At 72.2% G+C, this 24,906-nt stretch carries 24 protein-coding genes; 15 read left to right on the top strand and 9 right to left on the bottom strand.

Annotation, left to right across the window (positions count from 1 at the left end):
- The first annotated feature begins 197 nt into the window (after positions 1-197).
- The 4 genes from IO36_RS27745 (at position 198) to IO36_RS27730 (ending at position 3,605) form a co-directional block, all read left to right on the top strand.
- Positions 198-857, top strand: a complete 660-nt coding sequence (locus IO36_RS27745; protein WP_051901009.1) for a VIT1/CCC1 transporter family protein — start codon at positions 198-200, stop codon at positions 855-857.
- Between the two features lie 122 nt (positions 858-979).
- Complete coding sequence (locus IO36_RS27740; RefSeq protein WP_037623762.1) at positions 980-1,855, top strand: sterol desaturase family protein; 876 nt, start codon at positions 980-982, stop codon at positions 1,853-1,855.
- Positions 1,852-2,523, top strand: a complete 672-nt coding sequence (locus IO36_RS27735) for a lysoplasmalogenase (RefSeq protein WP_037623761.1) — start codon at positions 1,852-1,854, stop codon at positions 2,521-2,523. The genes IO36_RS27740 and IO36_RS27735 overlap by 4 nt, the downstream gene beginning before the upstream one ends.
- A gap of 38 nt (positions 2,524-2,561) precedes the next feature.
- Positions 2,562-3,605 (top strand): zinc-dependent alcohol dehydrogenase family protein, encoded by a 1,044-nt coding sequence (locus tag IO36_RS27730; protein ID WP_037623759.1) that lies wholly within the window; start codon positions 2,562-2,564, stop codon positions 3,603-3,605.
- 54 nt (positions 3,606-3,659) lie between these two features.
- On the opposite strand, the gene IO36_RS27725 is transcribed toward IO36_RS27730, so the two are convergent.
- A complete protein-coding gene (locus tag IO36_RS27725) occupies positions 3,660-5,267 on the bottom strand; it encodes a CoA transferase (RefSeq protein WP_051901006.1) in 1,608 nt (535 codons plus the stop codon).
- Between the two features lie 107 nt (positions 5,268-5,374).
- Positions 5,375-6,904, bottom strand: coding sequence for a S8 family peptidase (locus tag IO36_RS27720; RefSeq protein ID WP_037623757.1), 1,530 nt, complete (start codon positions 6,902-6,904; stop codon positions 5,375-5,377).
- Positions 6,905-7,311: 407 nt separating this feature from the next.
- Here IO36_RS27720 and IO36_RS27715 point away from each other — a divergent pair, with 407 nt between their 5' ends.
- From IO36_RS27715 to moaA, 3 genes are all read left to right on the top strand, one after another.
- Positions 7,312-7,668 carry a DUF485 domain-containing protein gene (locus IO36_RS27715; RefSeq protein WP_037623756.1) on the top strand — a complete coding sequence of 119 codons (357 nt, stop codon included), beginning with the start codon at positions 7,312-7,314 and terminating at the stop codon, positions 7,666-7,668.
- Positions 7,665-9,302, top strand: coding sequence for a solute symporter family protein (locus tag IO36_RS27710; RefSeq protein WP_037623755.1), 1,638 nt, complete (start codon positions 7,665-7,667; stop codon positions 9,300-9,302). Before IO36_RS27715 ends, IO36_RS27710 begins: the two co-directional genes overlap by 4 nt.
- Positions 9,303-9,508: 206 nt before the next feature.
- The gene (moaA, locus tag IO36_RS27705; RefSeq protein ID WP_037623754.1) at positions 9,509-10,498 is read left to right on the top strand and encodes a GTP 3',8-cyclase MoaA; all 990 of its coding nucleotides are present in this window, start codon (positions 9,509-9,511) and stop codon (positions 10,496-10,498) included.
- Positions 10,499-10,653: 155 nt separating this feature from the next.
- Here moaA and IO36_RS27700 read toward each other — a convergent pair whose 3' ends face one another.
- Positions 10,654-10,905, bottom strand: a complete 252-nt coding sequence (locus IO36_RS27700) for a hypothetical protein (RefSeq protein WP_037623753.1) — start codon at positions 10,903-10,905, stop codon at positions 10,654-10,656.
- Between the two features lie 352 nt (positions 10,906-11,257).
- Positions 11,258-11,647, bottom strand: a complete 390-nt coding sequence (locus IO36_RS27695) for a DUF3099 domain-containing protein (protein ID WP_037623752.1) — start codon at positions 11,645-11,647, stop codon at positions 11,258-11,260.
- Between the two features lie 241 nt (positions 11,648-11,888).
- Here IO36_RS27695 and IO36_RS27690 point away from each other — a divergent pair, with 241 nt between their 5' ends.
- On the top strand, positions 11,889-12,173 hold the full coding sequence (locus IO36_RS27690; protein ID WP_037623844.1) for a GlsB/YeaQ/YmgE family stress response membrane protein: 285 nt from the start codon (positions 11,889-11,891) through the stop codon (positions 12,171-12,173).
- Between the two features lie 73 nt (positions 12,174-12,246).
- On the opposite strand, the gene tyrS is transcribed toward IO36_RS27690, so the two are convergent.
- Genes tyrS through IO36_RS27675 form a run of 3 tightly spaced genes read right to left on the bottom strand, consistent with a single transcriptional unit; the run spans position 12,247 to position 16,474 of the window.
- Positions 12,247-13,515 (bottom strand): tyrosine--tRNA ligase, encoded by a 1,269-nt coding sequence (gene tyrS / locus IO36_RS27685; protein WP_037623751.1) that lies wholly within the window; start codon positions 13,513-13,515, stop codon positions 12,247-12,249.
- Positions 13,516-13,559: 44 nt separating this feature from the next.
- On the bottom strand, positions 13,560-14,954 hold the full coding sequence (locus tag IO36_RS27680; protein ID WP_037623750.1) for a metallopeptidase TldD-related protein: 1,395 nt from the start codon (positions 14,952-14,954) through the stop codon (positions 13,560-13,562).
- Positions 14,951-16,474, bottom strand: coding sequence for a TldD/PmbA family protein (locus IO36_RS27675; protein ID WP_037623749.1), 1,524 nt, complete (start codon positions 16,472-16,474; stop codon positions 14,951-14,953). Before IO36_RS27675 ends, IO36_RS27680 begins: the two co-directional genes overlap by 4 nt.
- Before the next feature lie 271 nt (positions 16,475-16,745).
- Here IO36_RS27675 and fabG point away from each other — a divergent pair, with 271 nt between their 5' ends.
- The 3 genes from fabG (at position 16,746) to IO36_RS27660 (ending at position 18,763) form a co-directional block, all read left to right on the top strand.
- Positions 16,746-17,450 (top strand): 3-oxoacyl-[acyl-carrier-protein] reductase, encoded by a 705-nt coding sequence (gene fabG / locus IO36_RS27670; protein WP_037623748.1) that lies wholly within the window; start codon positions 16,746-16,748, stop codon positions 17,448-17,450.
- Between the two features lie 3 nt (positions 17,451-17,453).
- Positions 17,454-18,221, top strand: a complete 768-nt coding sequence (gene fabI, locus IO36_RS27665) for an enoyl-ACP reductase FabI (RefSeq protein ID WP_037623747.1) — start codon at positions 17,454-17,456, stop codon at positions 18,219-18,221.
- 158 nt (positions 18,222-18,379) lie between these two features.
- The gene (locus tag IO36_RS27660; RefSeq protein WP_037623745.1) at positions 18,380-18,763 is read left to right on the top strand and encodes a hypothetical protein; all 384 of its coding nucleotides are present in this window, start codon (positions 18,380-18,382) and stop codon (positions 18,761-18,763) included.
- 54 nt (positions 18,764-18,817) lie between these two features.
- Here IO36_RS27660 and IO36_RS27655 read toward each other — a convergent pair whose 3' ends face one another.
- Entirely contained in the window at positions 18,818-19,504 is a 687-nt protein-coding gene (locus IO36_RS27655; RefSeq protein ID WP_037623744.1) for a FadR/GntR family transcriptional regulator, read from the bottom strand.
- A gap of 100 nt (positions 19,505-19,604) precedes the next feature.
- Here IO36_RS27655 and IO36_RS27650 point away from each other — a divergent pair, with 100 nt between their 5' ends.
- The 4 genes from IO36_RS27650 (at position 19,605) to IO36_RS27640 (ending at position 22,694) form a co-directional block, all read left to right on the top strand.
- Positions 19,605-21,032, top strand: coding sequence for a CynX/NimT family MFS transporter (locus tag IO36_RS27650; protein ID WP_037623742.1), 1,428 nt, complete (start codon positions 19,605-19,607; stop codon positions 21,030-21,032).
- Between the two features lie 61 nt (positions 21,033-21,093).
- Complete coding sequence (locus tag IO36_RS49025; RefSeq protein ID WP_107065829.1) at positions 21,094-21,210, top strand: SGM_5486 family transporter-associated protein; 117 nt, start codon at positions 21,094-21,096, stop codon at positions 21,208-21,210.
- A 592-nt stretch (positions 21,211-21,802) separates the two neighbouring features.
- Complete coding sequence (locus tag IO36_RS27645; RefSeq protein WP_037623741.1) at positions 21,803-22,018, top strand: hypothetical protein; 216 nt, start codon at positions 21,803-21,805, stop codon at positions 22,016-22,018.
- Between the two features lie 157 nt (positions 22,019-22,175).
- Complete coding sequence (locus IO36_RS27640) at positions 22,176-22,694, top strand: SixA phosphatase family protein (RefSeq protein ID WP_037623740.1); 519 nt, start codon at positions 22,176-22,178, stop codon at positions 22,692-22,694.
- Positions 22,695-22,766: 72 nt separating this feature from the next.
- On the opposite strand, the gene serB is transcribed toward IO36_RS27640, so the two are convergent.
- On the bottom strand, positions 22,767-23,984 hold the full coding sequence (gene serB, locus IO36_RS27635; protein ID WP_037623739.1) for a phosphoserine phosphatase SerB: 1,218 nt from the start codon (positions 23,982-23,984) through the stop codon (positions 22,767-22,769).
- Positions 23,985-24,906 lie beyond the last annotated feature (922 nt).

The raw sequence follows: 24,906 nt of genomic DNA, 5'->3' as shown, positions 1-24,906 counted from the left end.
CCCGTGTGACGGAACCGACGCACGACGAGGACCACGATCACGACGAGGACCCCGATCACGGCGAGGCCCGCGACGACCGCCCGGAAGGCGACCGGGACCGGCCCCGTGACGACGGCCGGGACGGCGACGGGGGCAGGCCCCGCGACGGCCGGGACGGCGATCACGGCGAGGCCCACGGCGGCACCCTCGGCTCGCGGCTGAACTGGCTGCGGGCCGCCGTCCTCGGCGCCAACGACGGCATCGTCTCCACCGCGGGCCTCGTCGTCGGCGTGGCCGGCGCCACCGGCGACCGCGCCGCGCTGTTCACCGCGGGCATCGCCGGCCTGCTCGCCGGGTCGATGTCCATGGCGGCGGGCGAGTACGTGTCGGTCTCCACCCAGCGTGACTCCGAACTGGCGGCGCTCGCCACGGAGAAGCGGGAGCTCAGGGAGCGGCCCGAGGCCGAACTGGAGGAGCTGACCGGACTCCTCGAACAGCGGGGCCTGTCCCGGGAGGTGGCCCGCGACGCGGCCGAACAGCTCACCGAGCGGGACGCCCTGCGGGCCCACGCCTCCGTGGAACTCGGCATCAACCCCGACGACCTGACCAACCCGTGGCACGCGGCCTGGGCCAGTTTCCTCGCCTTCACCGCCGGAGCCCTGCTCCCCCTGCTGGCCATCGTGCTGCCGCCGGCCTCGTGGCGGCTCACCGTCACCGTGGTCTCGGTGCTCGCCGCGCTCGCCCTCACCGGCTGGAGCAGCGCCCGGCTGGGCGCGGCGGACCCTCGGCGTGCGGTGCTGCGCAACACCGGCGGGGGAGCGCTCGCCATGGCGGTCACCTACGCGGCCGGCGCCCTGCTCGGAGCGGCCGGAGTGTGAGCACCCGGCCGGATGCGCGGCACCTCTTGGCGGAGATCGCCAAGAAGCAAGCGCGTACCCCCGGTCATACTTATCGGTAACAGCATCTGTACGCGGCCGACCAGCGCATCTACGGTTCACCCATGCCGAACCTGCCCCCCGTCGTGCTGTGGTCGATCCCCGCCTTCATCGTCCTCGCCGTCATCGAGATGGTGAGCGTCCGCCTCCATCCGGACGACGACGCCGCGGGGTACGAGAAGAAGGACGCCGCCACGAGCCTCGGCATGGGGCTCGGCAGCCTGTTCTTCGACGCCCTCTGGAAGATCCCGATCGTCGCGGTCTACTCGGTGGTCTACGAACTGACCCCGCTGCGGGTGCCGGTCCTGTGGTGGACGATCCCGCCGATGCTGCTCGCCCAGGACTTCTTCTACTACTGGTCCCACCGCGGCCACCACGTGATCCGCCTCCTGTGGGCCTGCCACGTCGTGCACCACTCCAGCAGGAAGTTCAACCTCACCACCGCCCTGCGCCAGCCCTGGACCGGCTGGACGTCCTGGCCCTTCTACCTCCCGATGGTGGCCGTCGGGGTGCACCCGGCCGCGCTCGCGTTCTGCTCGGGCGTCAGCCTCGTCTACCAGTTCTGGATCCACACCGAGCGCATCGACAAGATGCCCCGATGGTTCGAGTTCGCCTTCAACACGCCCTCCCACCACCGTGTCCACCACGCCTCCCAGGGCGGCTACCTGGACCGCAACTTCGGCGGCATCCTCATCGTCTGGGACCGGCTCTTCGGCTCGTTCGTCGCGGAGACCGAGCGGCCCGTCTACGGGCTCACCAAGAACATCACCACGTACAACCCGCTGCGCGTGGCCACCCACGAGTACACCGCCATCGCCCGGGACGTGCGCGCGGCCGCCACCTGGCGCGAGCGCGCCGGACGACTCTTCGGCGGGCCCGGCTGGCAGCCCGCGCCGCCCGCGGCCGCCGGTGCCCCGGCCGTCACGGAGCCCGTCGCGTGAGCCCTCGATCCGCGCGCGTCCTGCTCGTCTGCTTCGCGCTGGCGGCGGCCGTCGACGTCCTCTCGCTGCTCGCCGGGTACGACCCCGCGCACCGGGTCGCCAAGGCGTTCCTGATGCCGCTGCTCGCCGCGTACGCCGGTGTGCGCGGCGCGCCCCGGCTGCTCCTCGCGGCCCTGCTCCTCGGCTGGTGCGGCGACCTGGCGCTCCTGTCCGACGCGGGCCCCGCCTTCCTCGCCGGCATGGCCTGCTTCGCGGCGGGGCACGTGTGCTACCTCGTGCTGTTCCGCCGGACGGCACGTGTCCGCGACGCGCGGCTCGTCCTCGGGTACGCCACCGCCCTGGTCGCCCTCGTCGTGCTGCTGTGGCCCGGCCTGCCGGCCGGGCTGCGCGTCCCGGTCGCCGGCTACAGCCTGCTGCTGACCGCGATGGCGTACGGGGCCACGCGCCTCGGGCCCGTCGCGGCGCTCGGCGGGGTCCTCTTCATGCTGTCGGACACGCTGATCGCCACCGGTGTGGCCGACTGGCCGCAGCTGCCGAAGGCCGCCTTTTGGATCATGCTCACGTACATCGTGGCCCAGTTCCTGCTGGTCCGAGGCGTGCTCGGCCCCCTCGCCGCGCGACGCCCGACCGTGGCGGCGTACGGTGAGATGCGCTCAACCACCCCCTGAGCGCATCTCACAGACGCTCCACGAGAGGGATCCTCGCCATGCGCGCCACCACCATCCACGCCCCGTTCGACATGCGTGTGGAGGACGTGCCAGAACCCATGGTGCAGCTGCCCACCGACGCGATCGTGCGGGTGCTGCGGTCCTGCATCTGCGGCAGCGACCTGTGGGCGTACCGCGGCGAGGCGGCCCGGCAGCCCGGCCAGCGCATCGGGCACGAGTTCCTCGGCATCGTCGAGGAGACCGGCTCCGAGGTGAGCGGTGTGCGCCGCGGCGACCTGGTCGTGGCGCCGTTCATGTGGTCCGACGGCGTCTGCGACTACTGCCGTGACGGGCTCACCACGTCGTGCGTGCACGGCGGCTTCTGGGGCTCCGTCGGCTACGACGGCGGCCAGGGCGAGGCCGTGCGCGTCCCCTTCGCCGACGGCACGCTCGTTCAGCTGCCCAAGGAGGCGGCCTCCGACGACCACCTGCTGTCCGCGCTGCTGACCCTGTCCGACGTCCTCGGCACCGGCCACCACGCGGCCCTCGGCGCCGGGGTCCGCAAGGGCTCCACCGTCGCCGTGGTGGGCGACGGGGCCGTCGGGCTGTGCGCCGTCCTCGCGGCCAAGCGGCTCGGCGCCGACCGGATCATCGCGCTCGGCCGTCACGAGGTCCGCACCGACATCGCGCGCCGCTTCGGCGCCACGGACGTCGTCGCCGAGCGCGGCGAGGCGGCGATCGAGGCCGTCCGCGCGCTGACCGGCGGCCAGGGCGCCCACTGCGTCGTCGAGGCGGTCGGCACCGAGCAGTCCATGAGCACGGCGGTGAACATCACCCGCGACGGCGGCGCCATCGGCTTCGTCGGCGTGCCCCACGGCAGCGGCACGGGCCTCGACCTCGGCGTCATGTTCGACCGGAACATCGCCCTGCGCGGCGGGGTCGCGCCGGTGCGCGCGTACATCCCCGAGCTGATGCCCGACGTCCTCGACGGCACCATCGACCCGTCGCCGGTCTTCGACATGACGGTCGGCCTGGAGGGCGTGCCCGAGGGCTACAAGGCGATGGACGAGCGGACCGCGCTGAAGGTCCTCGTCACCGGCTGACCCGGAGTGCGCCCGGCGGCCCCGCTCTCCGGGGCCGCCGTGCGTCCCGTCCCCTCACGCCCACCGCGCGGGGTCCGTCCCCCAGCGGCCCGGCGGACGGGACCAGTCGACGGGGCCGCCCGCGAAGGAGACGGGCGGCAGGGCGTGGCGGACGACCCCGAGCGGACCGCTCCGCTCGGCCAGCCAGGCATCCGGGCGGCCGTACGGCTCTCCCGCCGAGGCGTCCGGTACGGAACCGGGTTCCGCCGCCGGGGTGTCCGGGCCGGTGCCCCCTTCCCGGGCCGAAGACGCGGGCCCCGTGTCCGGTTCCCCTGCCGCGAGCGGCGGCGAAGGGCGGTGAGAGGGGCCCGGTGCCGCGGCCGGCCTTCCCCGCACGGTGTCCGGCGCCGCGCCCGGGCCCTCCCGGCGCCCGATCCCGTCCGTCAGCCACAACGCCGTGCGCGCGAGCGCCAGTCGTACGACGCGGCCGCGGCCCGACCGCTCCCGCTCGGTCAGGGCCCGCAGCACGGCCGCCGCCAGCAGGTACCCGGTGCCGTGGTCGAGGGCCTGCGCCGGCAGCGCGCCCGGCCGCTCCGGTGATCCCTCGGCCGCCGCGATCCCGGTGGCCACCTGCACCAGGCTGTCGAAGCCCCGGCGCCCGCCCCAGGGCCCGTACGTCCCCCACGCCGACACCTGCGCCACGACCAGGTCCGGCCTGCGTTCGGCCAGCGCCTCGGGGGAGAGCCCGAAGCGGTCCAGCGAGCCCGGCCGGTACCCGGTGACGACCACGTCGGCCGAGGCCAGCAGCTCGTCGAGGTCGCGTCGGCCGGACTCCAGGTCCAGGACCGCCGAGCGCTTGCCGAAGCCCGTGTCGGCGTGCGCGTCGGGGTCCTCGGGCAGCCGCGGTCCGTCGACGCGGAGCACGTCGGCGCCCAGCAGGGCCAGCGTGCGCGTGGCGACCGGGCCCGCGATGACCCGGGTCAGGTCCAGGACGCGCACCCCGGCCGCGGGCAGCAGCGGACCGCCGCCGGACAGCGGCCCGAGCCCCCGCGGGCGCCAGCCCGCCGTCCCGCCTGCCGTCCCGCCCGGCTCGGCGGGTCCGCCCCGCCCGCCCGGCCCGTCCCACTCGATCAGCGGGCGCTCCGCCAGCGCGAGGCCCTGGTCGTGCGCGGCCCACTCCTCCCGCGTGCGCAGCGCGACCGCCAGCCCGCCGGCGGCGTACACGCTCTCCTCGACCTCCCGCGCGGACCGTCCGCCGAGCAGGGCGGCCACGTCCTCGGCGCACGCGTCGTCCGGGGCGCCGAGCGCGGCCAGCAGCCGGGCCCGGTGATGGGGATAGTTGGCGTGCGTCCGCACCCAGCCGTCCGCTGTCCGCCAGAACCGGGACAGCGGGGCGAAGCTGACGGGAGCCCGCCCGTCGATCCGCAGATGCCGTTCGCTGACGAAGGCCGTGGCGACGGCGCCGTCGTCCACGCCCACCCCCGGCACCCACGCGAGCCCGGCCCGCAGGGCCCCGAGCTCGGCTGCCGCCAACGCGCAGGCGCCCACGCAGGCTCGCGCCAACTCCCTTACAGGGAGGCTGGATTCGAGCGTCCCCGCGCGCGCCACGGTCGAGACCCCGGAGAGCAGCTCCGGGTCCCCGCCCAGTTCCTTCCACACGGCGGCCATCGGTGCAAGCGTCATACGGGCACTATGCAGCGTGGACGCGATCAACATAGGAGGCGGGCCCCTCGACGGCACGGCCCCGGCCGCCACGGGGGCGGCCGGGGCCGGGGGAACCTCGGCGGACGCTACTTGACGGCCCGCAGGGCGTTGACGATGCCGGCTCCGTAGAACCCGTTCACATGCTTGCCGCCCACGCAGGTCGCGTCGACGACACCGTCGCCGTTGCCGTCGTACGGCTCGGTCGGGCAACCCGGGTTGTCCGCCTCGGCCTTGAGGAGCAGCTGGAGCTGGGCCGGGCTCGCCCAGGGGTACTTGGACTTCAGCAGCGCCGCGACGCCGGCGACGTGCGGGGTCGCCATCGAGGTGCCCTGGAGGAAGCCGTAGGTGTTGTTCGGCAGCGTGGAGAGGATGCGGCCGTTGCCCGAGGGCGTGTCCGGGATCTGGTAGCGGTCGCCGCCGGGCGCCGCGACGTCGATGACCCCGTCGCCGTAGCTGGAGAAGTAGGACTTGGCGCCCTTGACGCCGGTCGAGGAGACCGTGACGACGCCGGGCAGCTGGGTCGGGATGTCGAAGCACTTGTGCGGGTCGACGGTCCGCGTCGTGGCGGTCGAGTCGTCGGGGCTGGAGGCGTCGGTGAGGGCGTCGGAGTCGAGGTCGTCGTTGGAGTTGCCCGCCGCGGCGACGTTCAGCGTGCCCTTGCGCTGGGCGTACAGCTGGGCGCGGTTGACGGCGTCGACGATGGCCTTCTGGTCGGGGTCGTCGAGGCAGTTGTACAGCCACGGGTCCACGTAGTAGCTGTTGTTGGTGATCTCGACGCCGTGGTCGGCGGCGAACACGAAGGCGCAGACGACGCTCTCCGGGTAGAACAGCTGGGTGGAGTCCGGCTCGGCCACCGTGATGCCCGAGACCTTCACGCCCGGCGCGACACCGGCGACGCCGACGCCGTTGCGGGCCGCCGCGATCTCACCGGCGACATGCGTGCCGTGGTAGTGGGCGGCGTCCACCGGGCGCCAGGCGCCGTACGTCGTGTCCGGCTTGCCGCCGACGCAGTTCGCGGACTGCGAGGGGGAGAAGTTCGGCGCGATGTCGGGGTGCGTGTCGTCGACGCCGACGTCGATGACCGCGACGGTCACCTTCTTGCTGCCCGGGTCGACCGCAGCAGCCTTGTCGGCGCCTATCGCGCGCAGGTCCCACTGGTCCGCCTCGAGGGGCTCCTGGCCCGGTTCGGCGGTCTTGGCGACCTTGGCGGCCTCGGCGGCGGACAGCACCTGCACCGCGCCCTCGTCCGTCGTGCCCGCGGCCTGCAGGGGCGAGGTACGGGTGGCACCGGCCGACTGCACCCCGCGCACCGCCCGGATCCGCGGGCCGAAGTCCGGGTTCGCGGAGTGGACGACGATCACGCCGATCTGCTCGTAGGCGATGACGACCGTGCCGCCGGCCGCGCCGATCGCCCGCTTCACCGACTCGATCGTGCGGTGGTCCGTCGTCGTGTTGACCACGTAGGAGAGGTTCGGCCCGTCCGCGGTGGTGGTGGCGGCGGGCGCGGCGAGGGGCGTGGCCGCCGCGACGCCCGGCAGGAAGCCGAGCGAGGCGGTGAGCGACAGAACGACCGGCACGGCGAGCGCGAGACGGTGTCTGGAACGCAGATGAGCCATGGGATCTCCACATCATCCGGAAAACCGAGCTGCCCGAACACGGATGGTGCCCGGGCAGGTACATGACGGAATGGCGCAGCCAGAAGCTATCCTCCCGCCGCCCGGGCCAGCAATGACTTACGGCGACGACTTCCGAAAGAACCCGGCGACCCGCGACGACGACTTCCGAAAGAACCCGGGCGAGTTGAACCGGTCCACGCGTGGCGCCGTGACCTCGGGCAGGGAGCCCGAGGACGATCGAGCCCGCCACCTGGATCACGGAAAGGATGCGAACGGTCGCAGTCCGTCACGTGACGCCCGCCGATGTGAGGTCGAAGTCCATGTCCGAACCCGAACCGTCCCCGTCCGCGGCCCCCGACCTTCCCCCGTCCACCGTCGTAACCGCACCCGCAACGCGAGGAGACACCGTGGCCACCGACGCACCACCGCCCGCGCACACCGGAGCCCAGCTCCCGTCCACCGAGAAGTTCGTCGAGATGCAGCAGAGCGCCGAGTTCGGTGAACTGCGCAGCTCCCACCGCTCGTTCGCCTTTCCGCTGACCGTCGGCTTCATCCTGTGGTACCTGCTGTACGTGCTGCTCTCGAACTACGCGGGCGGCTTCATGGGCACCAAGCTGTTCGGCAACGTCAACGTCGCCCTGGTGCTCGGCCTCGCCCAGTTCCTCACCACCTTCCTCATCGCCTGGTGGTACTCGCGGCACGCGGCCGCTCACCTCGACCCCAAGGCCGACGCCATCAAGTCCCGGATGGAGGGTGGCGCATGAGCCCCGTACAGAACACCGCGCACCCGGTCCTGCTGGCCGCGGGCGAGGCGAGCGAGCACCGCCCGCTGATCATCACCCTGTTCGCGGTCTTCGTCGCCGCGACCCTCGTCATCACCGTCTGGGCCGGCCGCCAGACCAAGGACGCCGCCGACTTCTACGCGGGCGGACGCCAGTTCACCGGATTCCAGAACGGACTCGCCGTCTCCGGCGACTACATGTCCGCCGCGTCCTTCCTCGGCATCGCGGGAGCCATCGCCCTCTTCGGCTACGACGGCTTCCTGTACTCCATCGGCTTCCTGGTCGCCTGGCTCGTGGCCCTGCTCCTGGTCGCCGAACCGCTGCGCAACTCCGGCCGCTACACGATGGGCGACGTCCTCGCCTACCGCATGCGCCAGCGTCCCGTGCGCACCGCGGCAGGCACCTCCACCATCGTCGTGTCGATCTTCTACCTGCTGGCCCAGATGGCCGGCGCGGGCGTCCTCGTCTCGCTGCTCCTCGGCATCACCAGCGACGGCGGCAAGATCGGCATCGTCGCGCTCGTCGGCGTCCTGATGATCGTGTACGTCACCATCGGCGGCATGAAGGGCACCACCTGGGTGCAGATGGTCAAGGCGGTCCTGCTCATCGCCGGCGCCCTGCTGCTCACCTTCCTGGTCCTGCTGAAGTTCCACTTCAACATCTCCGACCTGCTCGGCAAGGCGGCCGAGAACAGCGGCAAGGGCTCGCCCTTCCTGGAACCAGGGCTCAAGTACGGCGCCACGTCGACCACCAAGCTGGACTTCATCTCGCTCGGCATGGCACTGGTCCTCGGCACCGCGGGCCTGCCGCACATCCTGATCCGTTTCTACACCGTGCCCACCGCCAAGACCGCGCGGAAGTCGGTCAACTGGGCGATCGGCCTCATCGGCGCCTTCTACCTCATGACCCTCGCCCTCGGGTTCGGCGCCGCGGCGCTCATCAAGCCGGACGAGATCATCGCCTCCAACAAGGCGGGCAACACGGCGGCACCCCTGCTCGCCCTGCACCTCGGCGGCGTGGACTCCAACTGGGGCGCGATCCTGCTCGCCACCATCTCCGCCGTCGCCTTCGCCACGATCCTCGCGGTCGTCGCGGGACTGACGCTCGCCTCGTCCTCGTCCTTCGCGCACGACATCTACGCCAACGTCATCAAGAAGGGACAGGCGTCGGAGAAGGAGGAGATGAAGGCAGCCCGCTACGCGACGGTCGGCATCGGCGCCGTGTCCATCCTGCTGGGCGCCCTCGCCCGTGACCTCAACGTCGCCGGTCTGGTCGCCCTGGCCTTCGCGGTCGCGGCCTCGGCCAACCTGCCGACGATCCTGTACAGCCTGTTCTGGAAGAGGTTCACCACCGCCGGCGCGCTCTGGTCGATCTACGGCGGCCTGGCCACGGCGGTCGGCCTGGTGCTCTTCTCCCCGGTCGTCTCGGGCAAGCCCACCTCGATGTTCCCCGACGTCGACTTCCACTGGTTCCCGCTGGAGAACCCGGGCCTCATCTCCATCCCGGTCGGCTTCCTGCTGGGCTGGCTCGGCACCCTGCTCTCCAAGGAGGAACCGGACGCCGGCAAGTACGCGGAACTGGAGGTCCGCGCCCTGACCGGCACCGGAGCCCACTAGGTCCCGACGGGCGGTTCCCGTCCGCCCGGCCCTGGACACCGGCATCGCGCGGGCCCGTCGGGGGACACCGGTGGATCACCACTGGTAGGTCTCTACGACGGGCCCGCGCCGCGTCTCGTGGGATCGGGCCGCTGTCGTTGTCGGTGGCGTCACGTAGGCTCGCAGGTATCGGGAGAAAGAGATCGGCGACGAGGGAGGGGGCCCACGTGCTCATCGACACCTATGGCCGGGTGGCCACCGACCTGCGTGTCTCACTGACGGACCGCTGCAACCTCCGCTGCACGTACTGCATGCCCGAGGAAGGCCTGCAGTGGCTCGCCAAGCCCGACCTGCTCACCGACGACGAGATCGTCCGCCTGATAGGCATCGCCGTCACCCACCTCGGCATCGAAGAGGTCCGCTTCACCGGCGGCGAGCCCCTGCTGCGCCCCGGACTGCCCGGCATCGTCGAGCGGGTCGCGGCCCTCGCCCCCCGCCCGCAGATGTCCCTCACGACCAACGGCATCGGCCTCAAGCGCACCGCGGCCGCCCTCAAGGCCGCCGGCCTGGACCGGGTGAACGTCTCGCTGGACACCCTGCGGCCCGACGTCTTCAAGACCCTCACCCGCCGCGACCGGCACAAGGACGTCATCGAGGGCCTCGAAGCCGCCCACGCGGCCGGCCTCACCCCCGTGAAGATCAACTCGGTCCTGATGCCGGGCCTGAACGCCGACGAGGCCCCGGACCTGCTGGCCTGGGCCGTCGAGCACGACTACGAACTCCGCTTCATCGAGCAGATGCCCCTGGACGCCCAGCACGGCTGGAAGCGCGACGGCATGGTCACCGCAGGTGACATCCTCACCTCGCTGCGCACCCGCTTCCGTCTCACCGATGAGGGCGCCGGCGAACGGGGCTCCGCCCCCGCCGAGCGCTGGATCGTCGACGGCGGCCCGCACCGCGTCGGTGTGATCGCCTCCGTCACGCGCCCGTTCTGCGCGGCCTGCGACCGCACCCGGCTCACCGCCGACGGCCAGGTGCGCACCTGTCTGTTCGCCACGGAGGAGACGGATCTGCGCGGCGCGCTGCGCTCGGACGTGCCCGACGAGGAGATCGCCGGCATCTGGCGCACGGCGATGTGGGGCAAGAAGGCGGGCGCGGGCCTGGACGACCCGTCGTTCGTGCAGCCCGACCGCCCGATGTCCGCGATCGGCGGCTGACCGGCGCGGCGGGAAGGGCGGGCCGGGCGGCGTCAGGTGCGTGCTCTCGGCGTGCCGGGCGGAAGTCCTCGTACTGGATGTACTTGGGCTTTCGCCCGGTGCGGCGAGAGTGCGTGCATGGCGTCGCGCGGCAGGCGGGACTTTCGCAACACGCCCTAGCGCCCCTCGGACTCCGCGGGCCCGGAGGCCTCCCACTCGTCCAGGGTCACGACGTCCTTCAGGAACCCGCGCACCCCGAGGAACTGCGACAGGTGCTCGCGATGCTCCTCGCAGGCCAGCCAGGTCTTGCGGCGCTCGGGCGTGTGCAGCTTCGGGTTGTTCCAGGCGAGCACCCACACGGCGTCCGCACGGCAGGCCTTGGCCGAGCAGACGGGGGAGGAGGGGCCGGATCCGGGGGCGTTCGACATCACCCTGCCGACCCTAGCCGAGGCCTCGTGACCCACGCTCCGCGCGGTCGGGGAAGCGGGCGGCGCGACGGCCGCGGGCGGTGCTCCGGGTGGCTGCAAAGGCGACGCCGAGCAGCCACGGGGGGAGCTGCCCGGCGTCGGTCCGTCGCTCCGACGGGGGATGCGGAGCGCGTACGAAGTATGTCACGGGTAACCCGTCGCCCGGCACCGGAACAACATGATTGATCTGAGCTTTTCTTGAGCTTGCCCGTGCGGCGCCATTCCGTTTCCGGCGCCTGCGCGGGCCTTCGTCCGAAGCTGAACCGGCCTTGTCCCGGGGCGAGTTCACGCGCGCCCCGGCTCCGGTCCGGTCTCAGCCCGAGGTGTTCGGCTCGGCCCCCGAAGGCGTCGCGGAGCCGGTCCCGGCGTCCTTCCGGAACGGCTCGTCGGGGTCGTCCTCGCGGGGCGCGGCGATCATCGGACGCAGCGGAGCGGAGACGAACGTCGAGGGCAGCGAGGGCGCGTTCTCGCGTCCGGCGTTCGCGATGACCACCGCGATGTAGGGGAGGAGGATCCCGAGGACCAGAGCGACCAGAGCGACGGGCCGCTCGACGTTCCACAGGGCGGCCGCCAGGATCACCGACACCGTACGGACGGACATCGAGATGACATAGCGGCGCTGCCGGCCGCGCACGTCGTCGTCCAGGCTCTGTCTGGCTCCGGTGATCCGGAAGACCTGGACGTTGCTCTGCTTCCTGATCACACTCCACCACCTGCCTGTGTCGGACGCTCCCGGTCCGTACCCGGCACGAACCCGTCGGGGAGGCGGGCCGGGACTGCTTCCACCGTACGCCGCGCCTGCGCCGCCTTCGAGACCGGGGCACGTCCTGTCCGGGTGGAACCGGTGCGCCGTAGCGCGTACGGCCCGGCCCGACATGCGCCGTATGGCGGACGGCCGGACACTGACCGTAACGGCTCACGCGGAGCGGTACGAGGAGGCGGACATGGGCTGGCTGTGGGCGATCATCGTGGGGTTCGTACTGGGCCTGATCGCCAAGGCGATCATCCCGGGCAAGCAGCACAGCCCGCTGTGGCTGACCACCATCTTCGGCATGCTCGGTGCCATCGTGGGCAACGCCCTCGCGCGGGCCTTCGGCGTCGAGGCGACGGCCGGCATCGACTGGACCCGTCACCTGTTCCAGCTGATCGCCGCGATCGTCATCGTGGCGCTGGGCGACATGATGTACATGGCCCTGTGGGGGAACAAGAAGGTGCAGCAGCGGGCGTGACCCGCCCGAACACGACGAAGGGCGGGGGCCGCTTCCCGGAAGCGGCCCCCGCCCTTCGCTGTCGTCACAACGCTCAGCCGCCGGTGACCTCGACCGCGGCCAGGCTCTTCTTGCCCCGGCGCAGCACGAGCCAGCGTCCGTGCAGCAGGTCCTCCTTGGCGGGGACCGCGTCCTCGGCGCCGACCTTCACGTTGTTCACGTAGGCCCCGCCCTCCTTGACCGTGCGGCGGGCGGCGGACTTGCTCGCCACCAGCCCGACCTCGGCGAAGAGGTCCACGACCAGGCCCGCCTCGGCGACCTGGATGTGCGGCACCTCGGACAGCGCGGCCGCGAGGGTCCGCTCGTCCAGGTCGGTCAGCTCGCCCTGGCCGAACAGCGCCTTCGACGCGGCGATCACGGCGGTGGTCTGGTCGGCGCCGTGCACCAGGGTCGTCAGCTCCTCGGCCAGCGCGCGCTGGGCCGCCCGGGCCTGCGGACGCTCCTCGGTCTGCTTCTCCAGCTCCGCCAGCTCCTCGGGGGACCTGAAGGACAGGATGCGCATGTACGTCGAGACGTCACGGTCGTCCACGTTCAGCCAGAACTGGTAGAACGCGTACGGCGTCGTCATCTCGGGGTCGAGCCAGACGGCGCCGCCCTCGGTCTTGCCGAACTTGGTGCCGTCGGCCTTGACCATCAGCGGCGTCGCCAGCGCGTGCACCTGGGCGGCGGGCTCCAGGCGGTGGATCAGGTCCAGGCCCGCCGTGAGGTTGCCCCACTGGTCGCTGCCGCCCTGCTGCAGGGTGCAGCCGTGGCGGCGGTACAGCTCCAGGAAGTCCATGCCCTGCAGCAGCTGGTAGCTGAACTCCGTGTAGCTGATGCCCTCCTCGGACTCCAGCCGGCGGGCCACGGAGTCCTTGGTCAGCATCTTGTTGACCCGGAAGTGCTTGCCGATGTCCCGCAGGAACTCGATCGCCGACAGCCCGGCCGTCCAGTCGAGGTTGTTCACCATGACCGCGGCGTTCTCGCCCTCGAAGGACAGGAACGGCTCGATCTGCGACCGCAGCCGCGTCACCCAGTTCGCGACCGTCTCCGGGTCGTTCAGGGTGCGCTCGGCCGTGGGCCGGGGGTCGCCGATCTGGCCCGTCGCCCCGCCCACCAGGGCCAGCGGCCGCAGCCCCGCCCGCTGCAGCCGGCGCATCGTGAGCACCTGTACCAGGTGGCCGACGTGCAGGCTGGGCGCGGTCGGGTCGAAGCCGCAATAGAACGTGACGGGACCGTCCGCGAGCGCCTTGCGCAAAGCATCTTCGTCGGTGGACAGGGAGAACAGGCCCCGCCACTTCAGCTCGTCGACGATGTCCGTCACGGTTCTCGTATCTCCTCGGGTGGTCTCGTGAATCAGGTACGAGGTTATACGCCCTGGCTGACAGAACTCATATTGAAATCCGGCACCCGCAGTGCGGGCATCGCGGCCCGGGTGAACCAGTCGCTCCACTCGCGGGGCAGCGTCTTCTCCGTCCGCCCCGCCTCCGTGGCCCGGCCCAGCAGCCCCACCGGCGACTCGTTGAACCGGAAGTTGTTCACCTCGCCCACGACCTCGCCGTCCTCCACGAGGTACACGCCGTCCCGGGTGAGCCCGGTCAGCAGCAGCGTCGCCGGGTCCACCTCGCGGATGTACCACAGGCAGGTCAGCAGCAGCCCGCGCTCCGTGGCGGCGACCATCTCCTCCAGGGAGCGGTCCTCGCCCCCGTCCAGGACGAGGTTCCCGATCGACGGCGTCACCGGCAGCCCGGTCAGCGCGGCGCTGTGCCGGGTGGTCGACAGATGCCGCAGCTCGCCCTCCCGGATCCAGTCCGTGGCCTTCAGCGGCAGTCCGTTGTCGAACACGGAGGCGTCGTCGCCCGAGGAGTGCGCGAGCACGAAGGGGGCGGACTCCAGGCCCGGCTCGTTCGGGTCGCTGCGCAGCGTCAGCGGAAGCTCGCTGAGCCGCTCGCCGATGCGGGTGCCGCCGCCGGGCTTGCTGAAGACCGTCCGGCCCTCCGCCGCGTCCCGGGCGGCCGCCGACCACATCTGGTAGATCAGCAGGTCCGCGACCGCGGTCGGCGGCAGCAGGGTCTCGTAGCGCCCGGCGGGCAGTTCGACGCGCCGCTCGGCCCAGCCGAGCCGTACCGCCAGCTCCGCGTCCATCGCGGCCGGGTCGACGTCCTTGAAGTCCCGCGTCGAGCGTCCCGCCCACGCCGACCGCGTACGGTCCGGGGACTTGGCGTTGAGCTCCAGCGTGCCGTTCGGCTGATCGTGCCGCAGCCGCAGCCCCGTCGAGGTGCCGAGGTAGCTGGAGACGAGCTCGTGGTTGGCGAAACCGTACAGTTCGCGGCCGCCCGCCCGCGCCCGGGCGAAGGACTCGCCGAGCGCCGGCGCGAAGTCGGCGAACACGCCGGAGGAGGTCTCGGCGGGCGCGTCCGCGAAGTCGGGGGACTCCGGTACGCCCGTCACCAGCGGCCGGCCGTCCTCGGCGGGACCGGCGCCCCGCGCCGCGGCCTCGGCCGCCCGCACCAGGGGCTCCAGCTCGTCGGCGGTCACCGCGGAGCGCGAGACCACCCCGGACGAGGTGCCCTCGCGGCCGTCGACGGTCGCGATCACGGTGAGCGTGCGCCCGCGCGTGACCCCGTTCGTGGTGAGCGCGTTGCCCGCCCAGCGCAGATTGGCCGTGGACTGCTCGTCGGCGATCACCACACAGCCGTCGGCCCGGGACAGCTCGAGGGCACGCTCGACGACCTCGTGCGGCTTGCTCGTACGCGCGCTCATCGACCGGCCTCCGACGTGGTGTTGAGAATGTTGACGCCCTTGAACAGGGCGGAGGGGCAGCCGTGCGACACCGCGGCGACCTGGCCCGGCTGGGCCTTGCCGCAGTTGAAGGCACCGCCGAGGACATACGTCTGGGGGCCGCCCACGGCGGCCATCGAACCCCAGAAGTCGGTGGTCGTCGCCTGGTACGCGACATCACGGAGCTGGCCCGTGATCCGGCCGTTCTCGATCTTGAAGAAGCGCTGGCCGGTGAACTGGAAGTTGTAGCGCTGCATGTCGATGGACCAGGACCGGTCGCCGACGACGTAGATGCCGCGGTCGACGCCCCCGATCAGGTCCTCGGTGGACAGTCCGCCGGGGTCCGGCTGCAGCGAGACGTTGGCCATGCGCTGCACGGGCACGTGCCGGGGGGAGTCGGCGTACGCGCAGCCGTTGGAGCGCTCGAAGCCGGTCAGGCTCGCGATCCGCCGGTCCAGCTGGTAGCCGACGAGCGTCCCGTCCTTCACCAGGTCCCAGGACTGGCCCTCGACGCCCTCGTCGTCGTACCCGATGGTCGCCAGGCCGTGCTCGGCGGTGCGGTCACCGGTCACGTTCATCAGATCCGAGCCGTAGCGCAGCTTGCCGAGCTGGTCGAAGGTGGCGAACGAGGTCCCGGCGTACGCGGCCTCGTAGCCGAGCGCGCGGTCCAGCTCGGTGGCGTGCCCGATCGACTCGTGGATGGTCAGCCACAGGTTGGACGGGTCGACGACGAGGTCGTACACCCCCGCCTCGACGCTCGGTGCCCGCATCTTCTCCGCGAGCAGCTCCGGGATCCGCTCCAGCTCCGCGTCCCAGTCCCAGCCGGTGCCCAGCAGGTACTCCCAGCCGCGCCCGACCGGCGGCGCGATCGTCCGCATCGAGTCGAACTCGCCGCTGGAGTCGTCGACGGCCACCGCGGTCAGCTGCGGGTGCAGCCGCACCCGCTGCTGCGTGGTCACGGTCCCGGCGGTGTCGGCGTAGAACTTGTTCTCGTGCACGGTCAGCAGGGACGCGTCGACGTGGTTGACGCCCGTGGCCGCCAGCAGCCGCGCGCTCCAGTCGGCCAGCAGCCCCGCCTTCTCCTCGTCCGGCACGGAGAAGGGATCGATCTCGTACGACGAGACCCACGTCTTCTCGGCGTGCACCGGCTCCCGGGCCAGCTCCACCCTCTCCTCCGACCCGGCAGCCTTGATCACCTGCGCCGACAGCTTGGCCATCGCCACGGCCTGCGAGGCGACCTTCGCGGCGGCGTCCATCGTCAGGTCGACCCCCGACGCGAACCCCCAGGTCCCGCCGTGCACGACCCGCACCGCGTACCCCAGGTCCGTGGTGTCCGACGACCCGGCCGGCTTGGCGTCCCGCAGCCGCCAGGACGCGCTGCGCACCCGCTCGAAGCGGAAGTCCGCGTGCTCGGCGCCCAGCGCCCGCGCCCGCGCGAGCGCGGCGTCGGCGAGGGCGCGCAGCGGTAGCGCCGTGAAGGCTTCGTCGATGGAATGAGGCACCGAGGTCTCCCTGTTGTCGTGGCCCGTCAGGTCCGATCATGTCGCGCGGGCGGGTCCTGCGGCCACGCCTTTGGCGTGACCGGGCGCGTCTTTCGGCCGGGGGCCGTCCGTCTTCCGGGCGTACGCCCGCGAATTTCTGTAGAGACCCGACAGCAGTCGCCCGAACCCACTGTCGGTGCCCGATTCCCTGAGAGGCCGGGCGGACCGATAGGTTTTCGAGGAAGGCGCCTGTACTGCAGGGGTTTCAGTCCGCTAACGAAAGGGTGATCCGTTGAGCCGCTCGGTTCTCGTCACCGGAGGCAACCGGGGCATCGGCCTCGCCATCGCCCGCGCATTCGCAGACGCAGGCGACAAGGTCGCCATCACGTACCGTTCCGGTGAGCCGCCGGCTGGCTTCCTCGCGGTCAAGTGCGACATCACCGACAGCGAGCAGGTGGAGCAGGCCTACAAGGAGATCGAGGCCGAGCACGGCCCGGTCGAGGTCCTGATCGCCAACGCCGGCGTCACCAAGGACCAGCTCCTGATGCGTATGTCCGAGGAGGACTTCACCTCGGTCATCGACACCAACCTCACCGGCACCTTCCGCGTCGTCAAGCGGGCCAACCGCGGCATGCTGCGCGCCAAGAAGGGCCGCGTCGTGCTGATCTCCTCCGTCGTCGGGCTGCTCGGCTCGGCGGGCCAGGCGAACTACGCCGCGTCCAAGGCCGCCCTCGTCGGCTTCGCGCGCTCGCTCGCCCGGGAGCTCGGCTCGCGCAATCTCACCTTCAACGTCGTCGCGCCAGGCTTCGTCGACACCGACATGACGCAGGCGCTCACCGAGGAGCAGCGCGCGAACATCGTGTCCCAGGTGCCGCTCGGCCGTTACGCGCAGCCCGAGGAGATCGCCGCGACGGTGCGGTTCCTCGCCTCGGACGACGCCTCGTACATCACTGGAGCCGTCATCCCGGTTGACGGCGGACTGGGAATGGGTCACTGAACCATGAGCGGAATTCTTGAGGGCAAGCGCGTCCTGATCACCGGTGTGCTGATGGAGTCCTCCATCGCCTTCCACACCGCCAAGCTGGCCCAGGAGCAGGGCGCCGAGATCATCCTGACCGCGTTCCCGCGGCCCACGCTGACCGAGCGCATCGCCAAGAAGCTGCCGAAGCCCACCAAGGTCATCGAGCTCGACGTCACCAACGAAGAGCACCTGGGGCGCCTGGCCGACGTCGTCGGCGAGGAGCTCGGCGGCCTCGACGGCGTCGTGCACTCCATCGGCTTCGCGCCGCAGGACGCCCTCGGCGGCAACTTCCTGAACACGCCGTTCGAGTCGGTCGCCACGGCCATGCACGTCTCGGCGTTCTCCCTGAAGTCGCTCACGATGGCCTGCCTGCCGCTGATGCAGAACGGCGGCTCCGTCGTCGGCCTCACCTTCGACGCGCAGTACGCCTGGCCGCAGTACGACTGGATGGGCCCGGCCAAGGCCGCCCTGGAGGCCACCAGCCGCTACATGGCCCGCGACCTGGGCAAGCAGAACATCCGCTGCAACCTCATTTCCGCCGGCCCCATCGGCTCCATGGCCGCCAAGTCGATCCCGGGCTTCGGCGAGCTCGCCTCCGTGTGGGACACCCGCGCCCCGCTGGAGTGGGACCTGAAGGACCCGGAGCCGGCCGGCAAGGGCGTCGTCGCCCTTCTGAGCGACTGGTTCCCGAAGACCACGGGCGAGATCATCCACGTGGACGGCGGCCTGCACGCCATCGGCGCGTAACCGCCTCACGCTCGTTCCGACGCCCCGTTCCCCGCCGCTCGCGGGGAGCGGGGCGTCGCCCGTTCGGCCCAGTCGGCCGGGCGGCCCGGACCCCGCCGACGGCACCCTGGGAGTACGCACCGCCCGCCCCGCAGCCGTACGGCCGAGGAGGTCCCCTTGTGCGCCTGTCCCGCCGCTTTGCTCCGGTGTTCGCCGCTGTCGCCCTGGTCCTGGCCGTCCCGCACGACGCGATGCCGCACCCGCGCGCGGGGGGCGTGAGCCAGGGCCCCCGCCCGGCGGGCGGCGACACGGCGGGGCCGCCCGCCGTTCCCCAGCCCTTCGGCGCCGAGTGCCGGACCGTCGTCTCCGGCTCCCATGTCGTCGCGTACTGCCACAACCCCTATGTGGGCACCGACCACGTCGCTCTGCACGTCGAATGCGCCCGCTGGTGGGACATCGACACCGACAGCGACCCCGTCGAGGTCGGACCGGCGATGACGGTCCGGCTGACGGGCCGCTGCTGGGAGGAGATCCGAACGGTCTGGATCACCCACGAGGAGTGAGCCGCGAGGTTTCCGGTGCGAGGCGGACCGGTGCGCCCCCTCACGCCGCGACCCTCACTCCGTGCCGGCCGCCGGGCCGGGCCGGCACTGGAAGGGGTAGCTCGCCGCCTCCGCGGCCGCCGCGTCCGCGTCACCCGCCCGGATCGCGTCGACGAGCAGGGCGTGGTCCATGTACGACTCCGGCGTCAGCTCCTTGCCGACGTCCACCCGCAGCCAGTCCCGCAGCACCTCCCCGAGGTCGGCGTACATCGCCGTCATCACGTCGTTGCGGGACGTGGCCACCACCGCCAGATGGAAGGTCGCGTCCGCGGCCACGAAGGCCTCCGCGTCGCCCGACTCCCAGGCCTCCTCCCGGCGCACCAGAAGAGCCTCCAACTGCTTGAGATCGCGCTCGGTGCGCCGCTCGGCGGCCAGCCGCGCCGCGCTCGACTCCAGCGTGGACCGCAGCTCGGCGATGTGCCGGGGGTCGGCGTCCGCGAACCGGCGGTGCATCACGCCCGCCAGCTCGCTCGTCGCCACGACGTACGTCCCCGACCCCTGCCGGATGTCCAGCAGCCCGTTGTGGGCGAGCGCCCGGACCGCCTCGCGCACGGTGTTGCGGGCGACGCCGAGCTGGTCGACGAGCTCCGGCTCGGTGGGGATACGGGAGCCCACCGGCCACTCGCCCGACGTGATCTGGTTCCGCAGCTCGGCGATGACCTGCTCGGACAGGGCCGAACGGCGGGGATGGCTCAGCGGCATGACGGTCCTTCGTACGGGCCCGGGTGTGATCGTTCGCGCGAGGCCGGAGGCTCCGGAGAGTAACGCAGCGGGATTGGACAGCCAATCATCCCATGATTCTATGATGGGGTTCATGGCCCCCGAGGAAACCCGCACCCCGACCCCGTCCCCGCCGCTGCCGCGCCCCGCCGCGGACACCCGTCCCCTCGCGGACACCCGTTCCCTCGCGGACCCGGCGGCCGAGCCGCCCGCTCCGAGCGCGTGGACGATACGGCTCGTGGTCGCCGGCATCGTGCTCGCCGCCCTCAACCTGCGCCCGGCCATCACGAGCCTCGGAGCCCTCCTCGAGGAGGTGCGCGACGGACTCGGCATGAGCGGCAGCGTCGCCGGACTGCTCACCTCCGTACCGCCCCTGTGCTTCGCCGTCTTCGGCATCACGGCACCGCGGCTCGCCCGCCGCTTCGGGCCCGCCGCCGTCGTCTGTGCGGGCATGGCGGCCATCACGGCGGGCCTCGTCATACGGCCCTACCTCGGCGGTACGGCGGGCTTCCTTGCCGCCAGCGCGCTCGCCCTCATGGGCATCGCCGTCAGCAACGTCCTGATGCCGGTGATCGTCAAGCGCTGGTTCCCCGACCGGGTGGGCTCGATGACCGGGCTGTACTCGATGGCCCTCGCGCTCGGCACCTCGGCCGCCGCCGCGGTGACCGTGCCCCTGACCGGCGCCCTGGGCGACGACTGGCACCTCGGCCTCGTGGTGTGGGCGGGCCTCGCGGCGGCGGCCGTCCTGCCCTGGATCGTGCTGACACGGACGCACGGCGCGGCCGACCGCGCGACGACGTCACCCGGCGCGCTCCGAGCCGACGCCCCCGTGCCCCCTGCCGCCATGGCCCCCACCGGCACCCAGGATCCGGCCGCGCCCGCCGCGCGCACCGTCCCCCGCCACGCGTCCACCGACGGCGACGACCTGCGCATCACCCGCAGCCGGACCGCCTGGGCCCTGGCCGTCTTCTTCGGCCTCCAGGCCACCGCCGCCTACATCACGATGGGCTGGATGGCACAGATCTTCCGGGACGCGGGCGTCGCCGCGGGCACCGCCGGACTGCTCCTCGCCGTCACCATGGTCATGGGCGTGCCGCTGGCCTTCGTCATCCCGCGCCTGGCCACCCGACTGCCCCGGCAGGGTCCCATCGTGGTCGTCCTCGGCCTGTGCGGACTCGCCGGATACGCGGGCCTGTACCTGGCCCCGGCGGCGGGCGCCTGGGCCTGGGCCCTGCTGCTGGGCATCTCCAACTGTGCCTTCCCGCTGGCCCTGACCATGGTCGGCATGCGGGCCAGGACCGGCGCGGGTGTGGCCAAGCTGTCGGCGTTCGCACAGAGCGCGGGCTATCTGATCTCGATCCCGGGCCCCCTGCTCGTGGGCGTGCTCTACCAGCACAGCGGCGGCTGGGGCCTGCCCATCGCGCTGATGGCCGGGCTGATGATCCCGCAGATCGCGGTCGGCATCCTGGCCGGCCGCGACCGTACGGTGGAGGACGAGGCCGCCGGCTGACCGGCCGCCGCGAACGGGCCCCGGCGACGGCACGGCGGGCGGGGGATGCGAGACTGACCGCATGCCTGTGCTCGACCCGAACCCCCAGAACGGCCAGAAGAAGCTGCTCATCGTGCTCGGCGCGATGCTGGCCATCACGGTGATCATCGGGATCATCGCGTCCGTCGCGTCCCCGTGAGGCACGGGGCGGCACGCCGGTCCCGGTGATCTGCGGGGCGGTACGCCAGCCCCCATGACCTGCGAGGCGACCCGCCGGCCCACGGGGCCTGCGCGGCAGCCCGCTGCCTCCTGCGACCGGCGACCGAGCCCGCGCCAGCCGATAGCCGTCAGGGCCTCCATGCCCGCCCATGAGCCCTCGCGCTTGCCGATGGGCCCGCGCGCCTGCGGGGAGCGCCCCGCGTGCCGGCCGTCAGGACCCCGACCCCCGCCGCGGACCCGGCCGGCAGGCCCCCGCGCCCGAGGGAACCCACCTGTCCGCGTGGCCGCCACCGACCGACCGCACGAGGCCGTGGCCGGGGCAGCCCCCACCCGACGGCGCCCCGCCGCAGACCACCGCCACATGCCCGGCAGCCCCCGCCCCCGCCCCCTCCCACCGCACCCGCGACCCGCGACCCGGGACCCGGGGTGGGGATAACCCCCCCATCCCCTAGGGGGTGGGTGTCAGGGTCAAGTGGGTGGATCACCGGATGGGCCCGCGACCGCGGATTCCGTACCTTCGAATCGTGACCGCAATCGCGGTCGGGGAGCACGCGAAGACTCACGGAGGCGGCATGTCGGCCCCAACGCACACCCGGCCCCACCCGGCGACCACGGGCCGTGTCGACATCCGGCTGCCCTGGTGGGCCCTCGCCCTGCCCACGCTCGCCTTCATCACGCTGCTGATCATGATCCTCAACCCGGTGGACGCGCACGCGGCGACCGGCGACCCGGCGATCACTCATCTGTTCGAACGCGTCCAGCAGGCGGTCCAGCACAACGCCTCCTGATCCCAGGAACCCGGCCCGCTCCCCGGAGCCCGGCAGCCGGGCCCGCACGCCCCCGAGGCGCACGTCATCACCCCTGACGGGGCGGGGCGTCACCCCCGCCGGGGCACCGCATCAACTCCCTGCGCCCCATGGCATGTTTCGTGCGAAGCTGGGACGCATGAGCGTCGCAGAACCCCGCAGGATCATCCTCTTCCGGCATGCGAAAGCCGACTGGCCCCAGGTCTCCGACCATGAGCGGCCGCTCGCCGACCGGGGCCGCATGGACGCCGCCATAGCCGGCCGCAAACTGGCGGACAGCGGCATCCCCCTGGACCTGGCCCTGTGCTCCACCGCGATCAGGACCCGCGAGACATGGAAGCACGCCGTCCAGGAGCTCCCGCACCGGCCGAAAACGGTCTACGAGGAGCGGATCTACGAAGCTTCGCCCGGCGAGCTGATCGCGGTGATCAACGAGACCCCGGACGACACCCAGAACGCGATCCTGATCGGTCACAACCCGGGCATGCACGGCCTCACCGAGATCCTGGCGGGCCGTGCGGAGGGTGACACCCGTGCCCGGATGAACGCCCACGGCTTCCACACCGCCGCGTTCGCGGTCCTCACCTTCGACGGCCCCTGGAAGTCCCTGGAGCCCGGATCGGCGGTCCTGACCGAATACTGGGCTCCCACGGAGTGAACCCGTCCCGACGAAGGACGGGGGCCCGGCACCGCCACGGTGCCGGGCCCCCGTCCGTCACGGGACCGCCCCTCAGCGGGGGGCGTCGTCCACGTGCATGTCGGCGGCCTCGACCTCTTCGCGGGTGACGCCCAGCAGATAGAGGACCGTGTCGAGGAACGGGAAGTTCACCGCGGTGTGCGCGGCCTGCCGTACGACCGGCTTGGCGTTGAAGGCGACGCCGAGGCCGGCGGCGTTCAGCATGTCGAGGTCGTTGGCGCCGTCGCCGATCGCCACGGTCTGGGCCAGCGGGACCCCGGCCTCGGCGGCGAAGCGGCGCAGCAGCCGAGCCTTGCCGGCCCGGTCCACGATCTCGCCGGTGACCCGGCCGGTCAGCTTCCCGTCGACGATCTCCAGGGTGTTGGCCTGGGCGAAGTCCAGCCCGAGCCGTTCCTTCAGATCGTCGGTGACCTGGGTGAACCCGCCGGAGACGACACCGACTTGGAAGCCGAGCCGCTTCAGCGTACGGATGAGGGTCCGTGCGCCCGGCGTCAGCCGCACCTCCTCGCGCACCTTGTGCACCACGGAGGCGTCGAGCCCTTCGAGGAGCGCCACCCGCGCGTGCAGGGACTGCTCGAAGTCGAGCTCACCGCGCATCGCGGCGGCCGTGACCTCGGCGACCTGGGCCTCGCAGCCGGCGTGCGCCGCGAAGAGCTCGATCACCTCGTCCTGGATGAGGGTGGAGTCCACGTCCATCACGACCAGACGCTGGGCCCGCCGGTGCAGGCCGGCGGCGACGACCGCGATGTCGACACCGAGTGCCGAGGCCTCGGTGACCAGCGCGGTGCGCAGCTCCTCGGTCTCCGTACCGGACACCGCGAACTCGACCGCGGTCACCGGGTACTTGGCCAGGCGGAAGATGCGGTCGATGTTGCCGCCGGTCTTGGTGATCCGGGCGGCGATGGCGGCCGTGGACTCCGCGGTGAGGGGGTGCCCGAGCACCGTGACCAGCGAACGTCCCAGGCCGCGGGGGCGGTTGTCGCCGAGGCCGGAGATGATCTCGGCCTGCATCTTCATCGACTCGGCCCAGCTGTGGACGGTCGACCGGAGATCGCCCTCGAGGCCCCCGGCGGGCTCGGTCACGAGCGCGCACAGCACGATCCGGCCGCGGGTGACGACCTGCTCGATGTCGACCACGTCGACGGAGAAGGCGGCGAGGGTGTCGAAGAGTCCGGCGGTGATGCCCGGCCGGTCCTTGCCGAAGATCTTGACAAGAAGAGTGGGCACATCAGGGGTATGTGAAGCGCTCATGGTATTTCCCACCGTATCCGGCACCCAGTGCCTCCCGCCCGCCCGGTCCGCCTAGCGGACACGGAACACTGGGTGACACCCGGGAATCCCCAGGATGAAGAACCCCACCCACCCGCCGAGCCCCGCACCCTCCAGCCACCCCAGCCCAGCGGCCACGCCCTACAAGCCAAGCCTTTCTCGCCCCCTCCGCCCCTACCCGTCCCACCCCTGGGGCTCCGCCCCAGACCCCGCTCCTCAAACGCCGGAGGGGCTGAATTTCCCCGGCCGGAGCCGCAAGGTGCCCGGGGGCGTCAGAGTCAACCGAAGCCCACGGCTCAGCCACGACGCTCCCGCTAGGGATCCGGCGTCACCCATGGGGCCACGGTGCTCCCGCGGCCGGGATCCGGCTTCGAGGCCACGGCGTCAGCCACCATGCACCCGCAGTCGGCCGTGCTCGGGAGGGGACGTGCCGGTACATCAGATGCCCGTATCCGGATGGATCGGAAGCCGCCCGCACCTTCTCACCCCGGTTCGATCCGTTCGGATACGGGCGGATGTACCGGCGCGGCCCCGACCCACCCACCGGACCCGAACCGCCGACGCGTGCCTCAGCGCCGCGGTCGACGCGGTCCCTCGCCCGGCGGCGGCGGAATCGGCGGCGGGGGAGGAGGCAGCGGCGGCGGCCCGTCCGGCCTGCGCTTCGAGGACGGCTCCACCGGCCCCACCATCGTCGGTGCCCCGTACACATCACCCGGCGCCCGATCCTCGGGCTCCCGCACCTCGTCCGGCACCCTCAGATACGGATTGGTGTCAGGATTCGGCGCCCGGTACGACCCCCGAGGCCGATAGGGCCCAGCCACCTCACCGGAGCCGGAGCCGGAGCCGAAGCCGGAGCCGGTAACGACACCAGCTTCGACCTCACCCCCCGCACCCCCCACCCCCC

It is taken from the genome of Streptomyces aureus (genome assembly GCF_000725495.1).
GTDB lineage: Bacteria > Actinomycetota > Actinomycetes > Streptomycetales > Streptomycetaceae > Streptomyces > Streptomyces aureus_B.
This window is presented reverse-complemented; position numbering and strand designations above follow the sequence as displayed.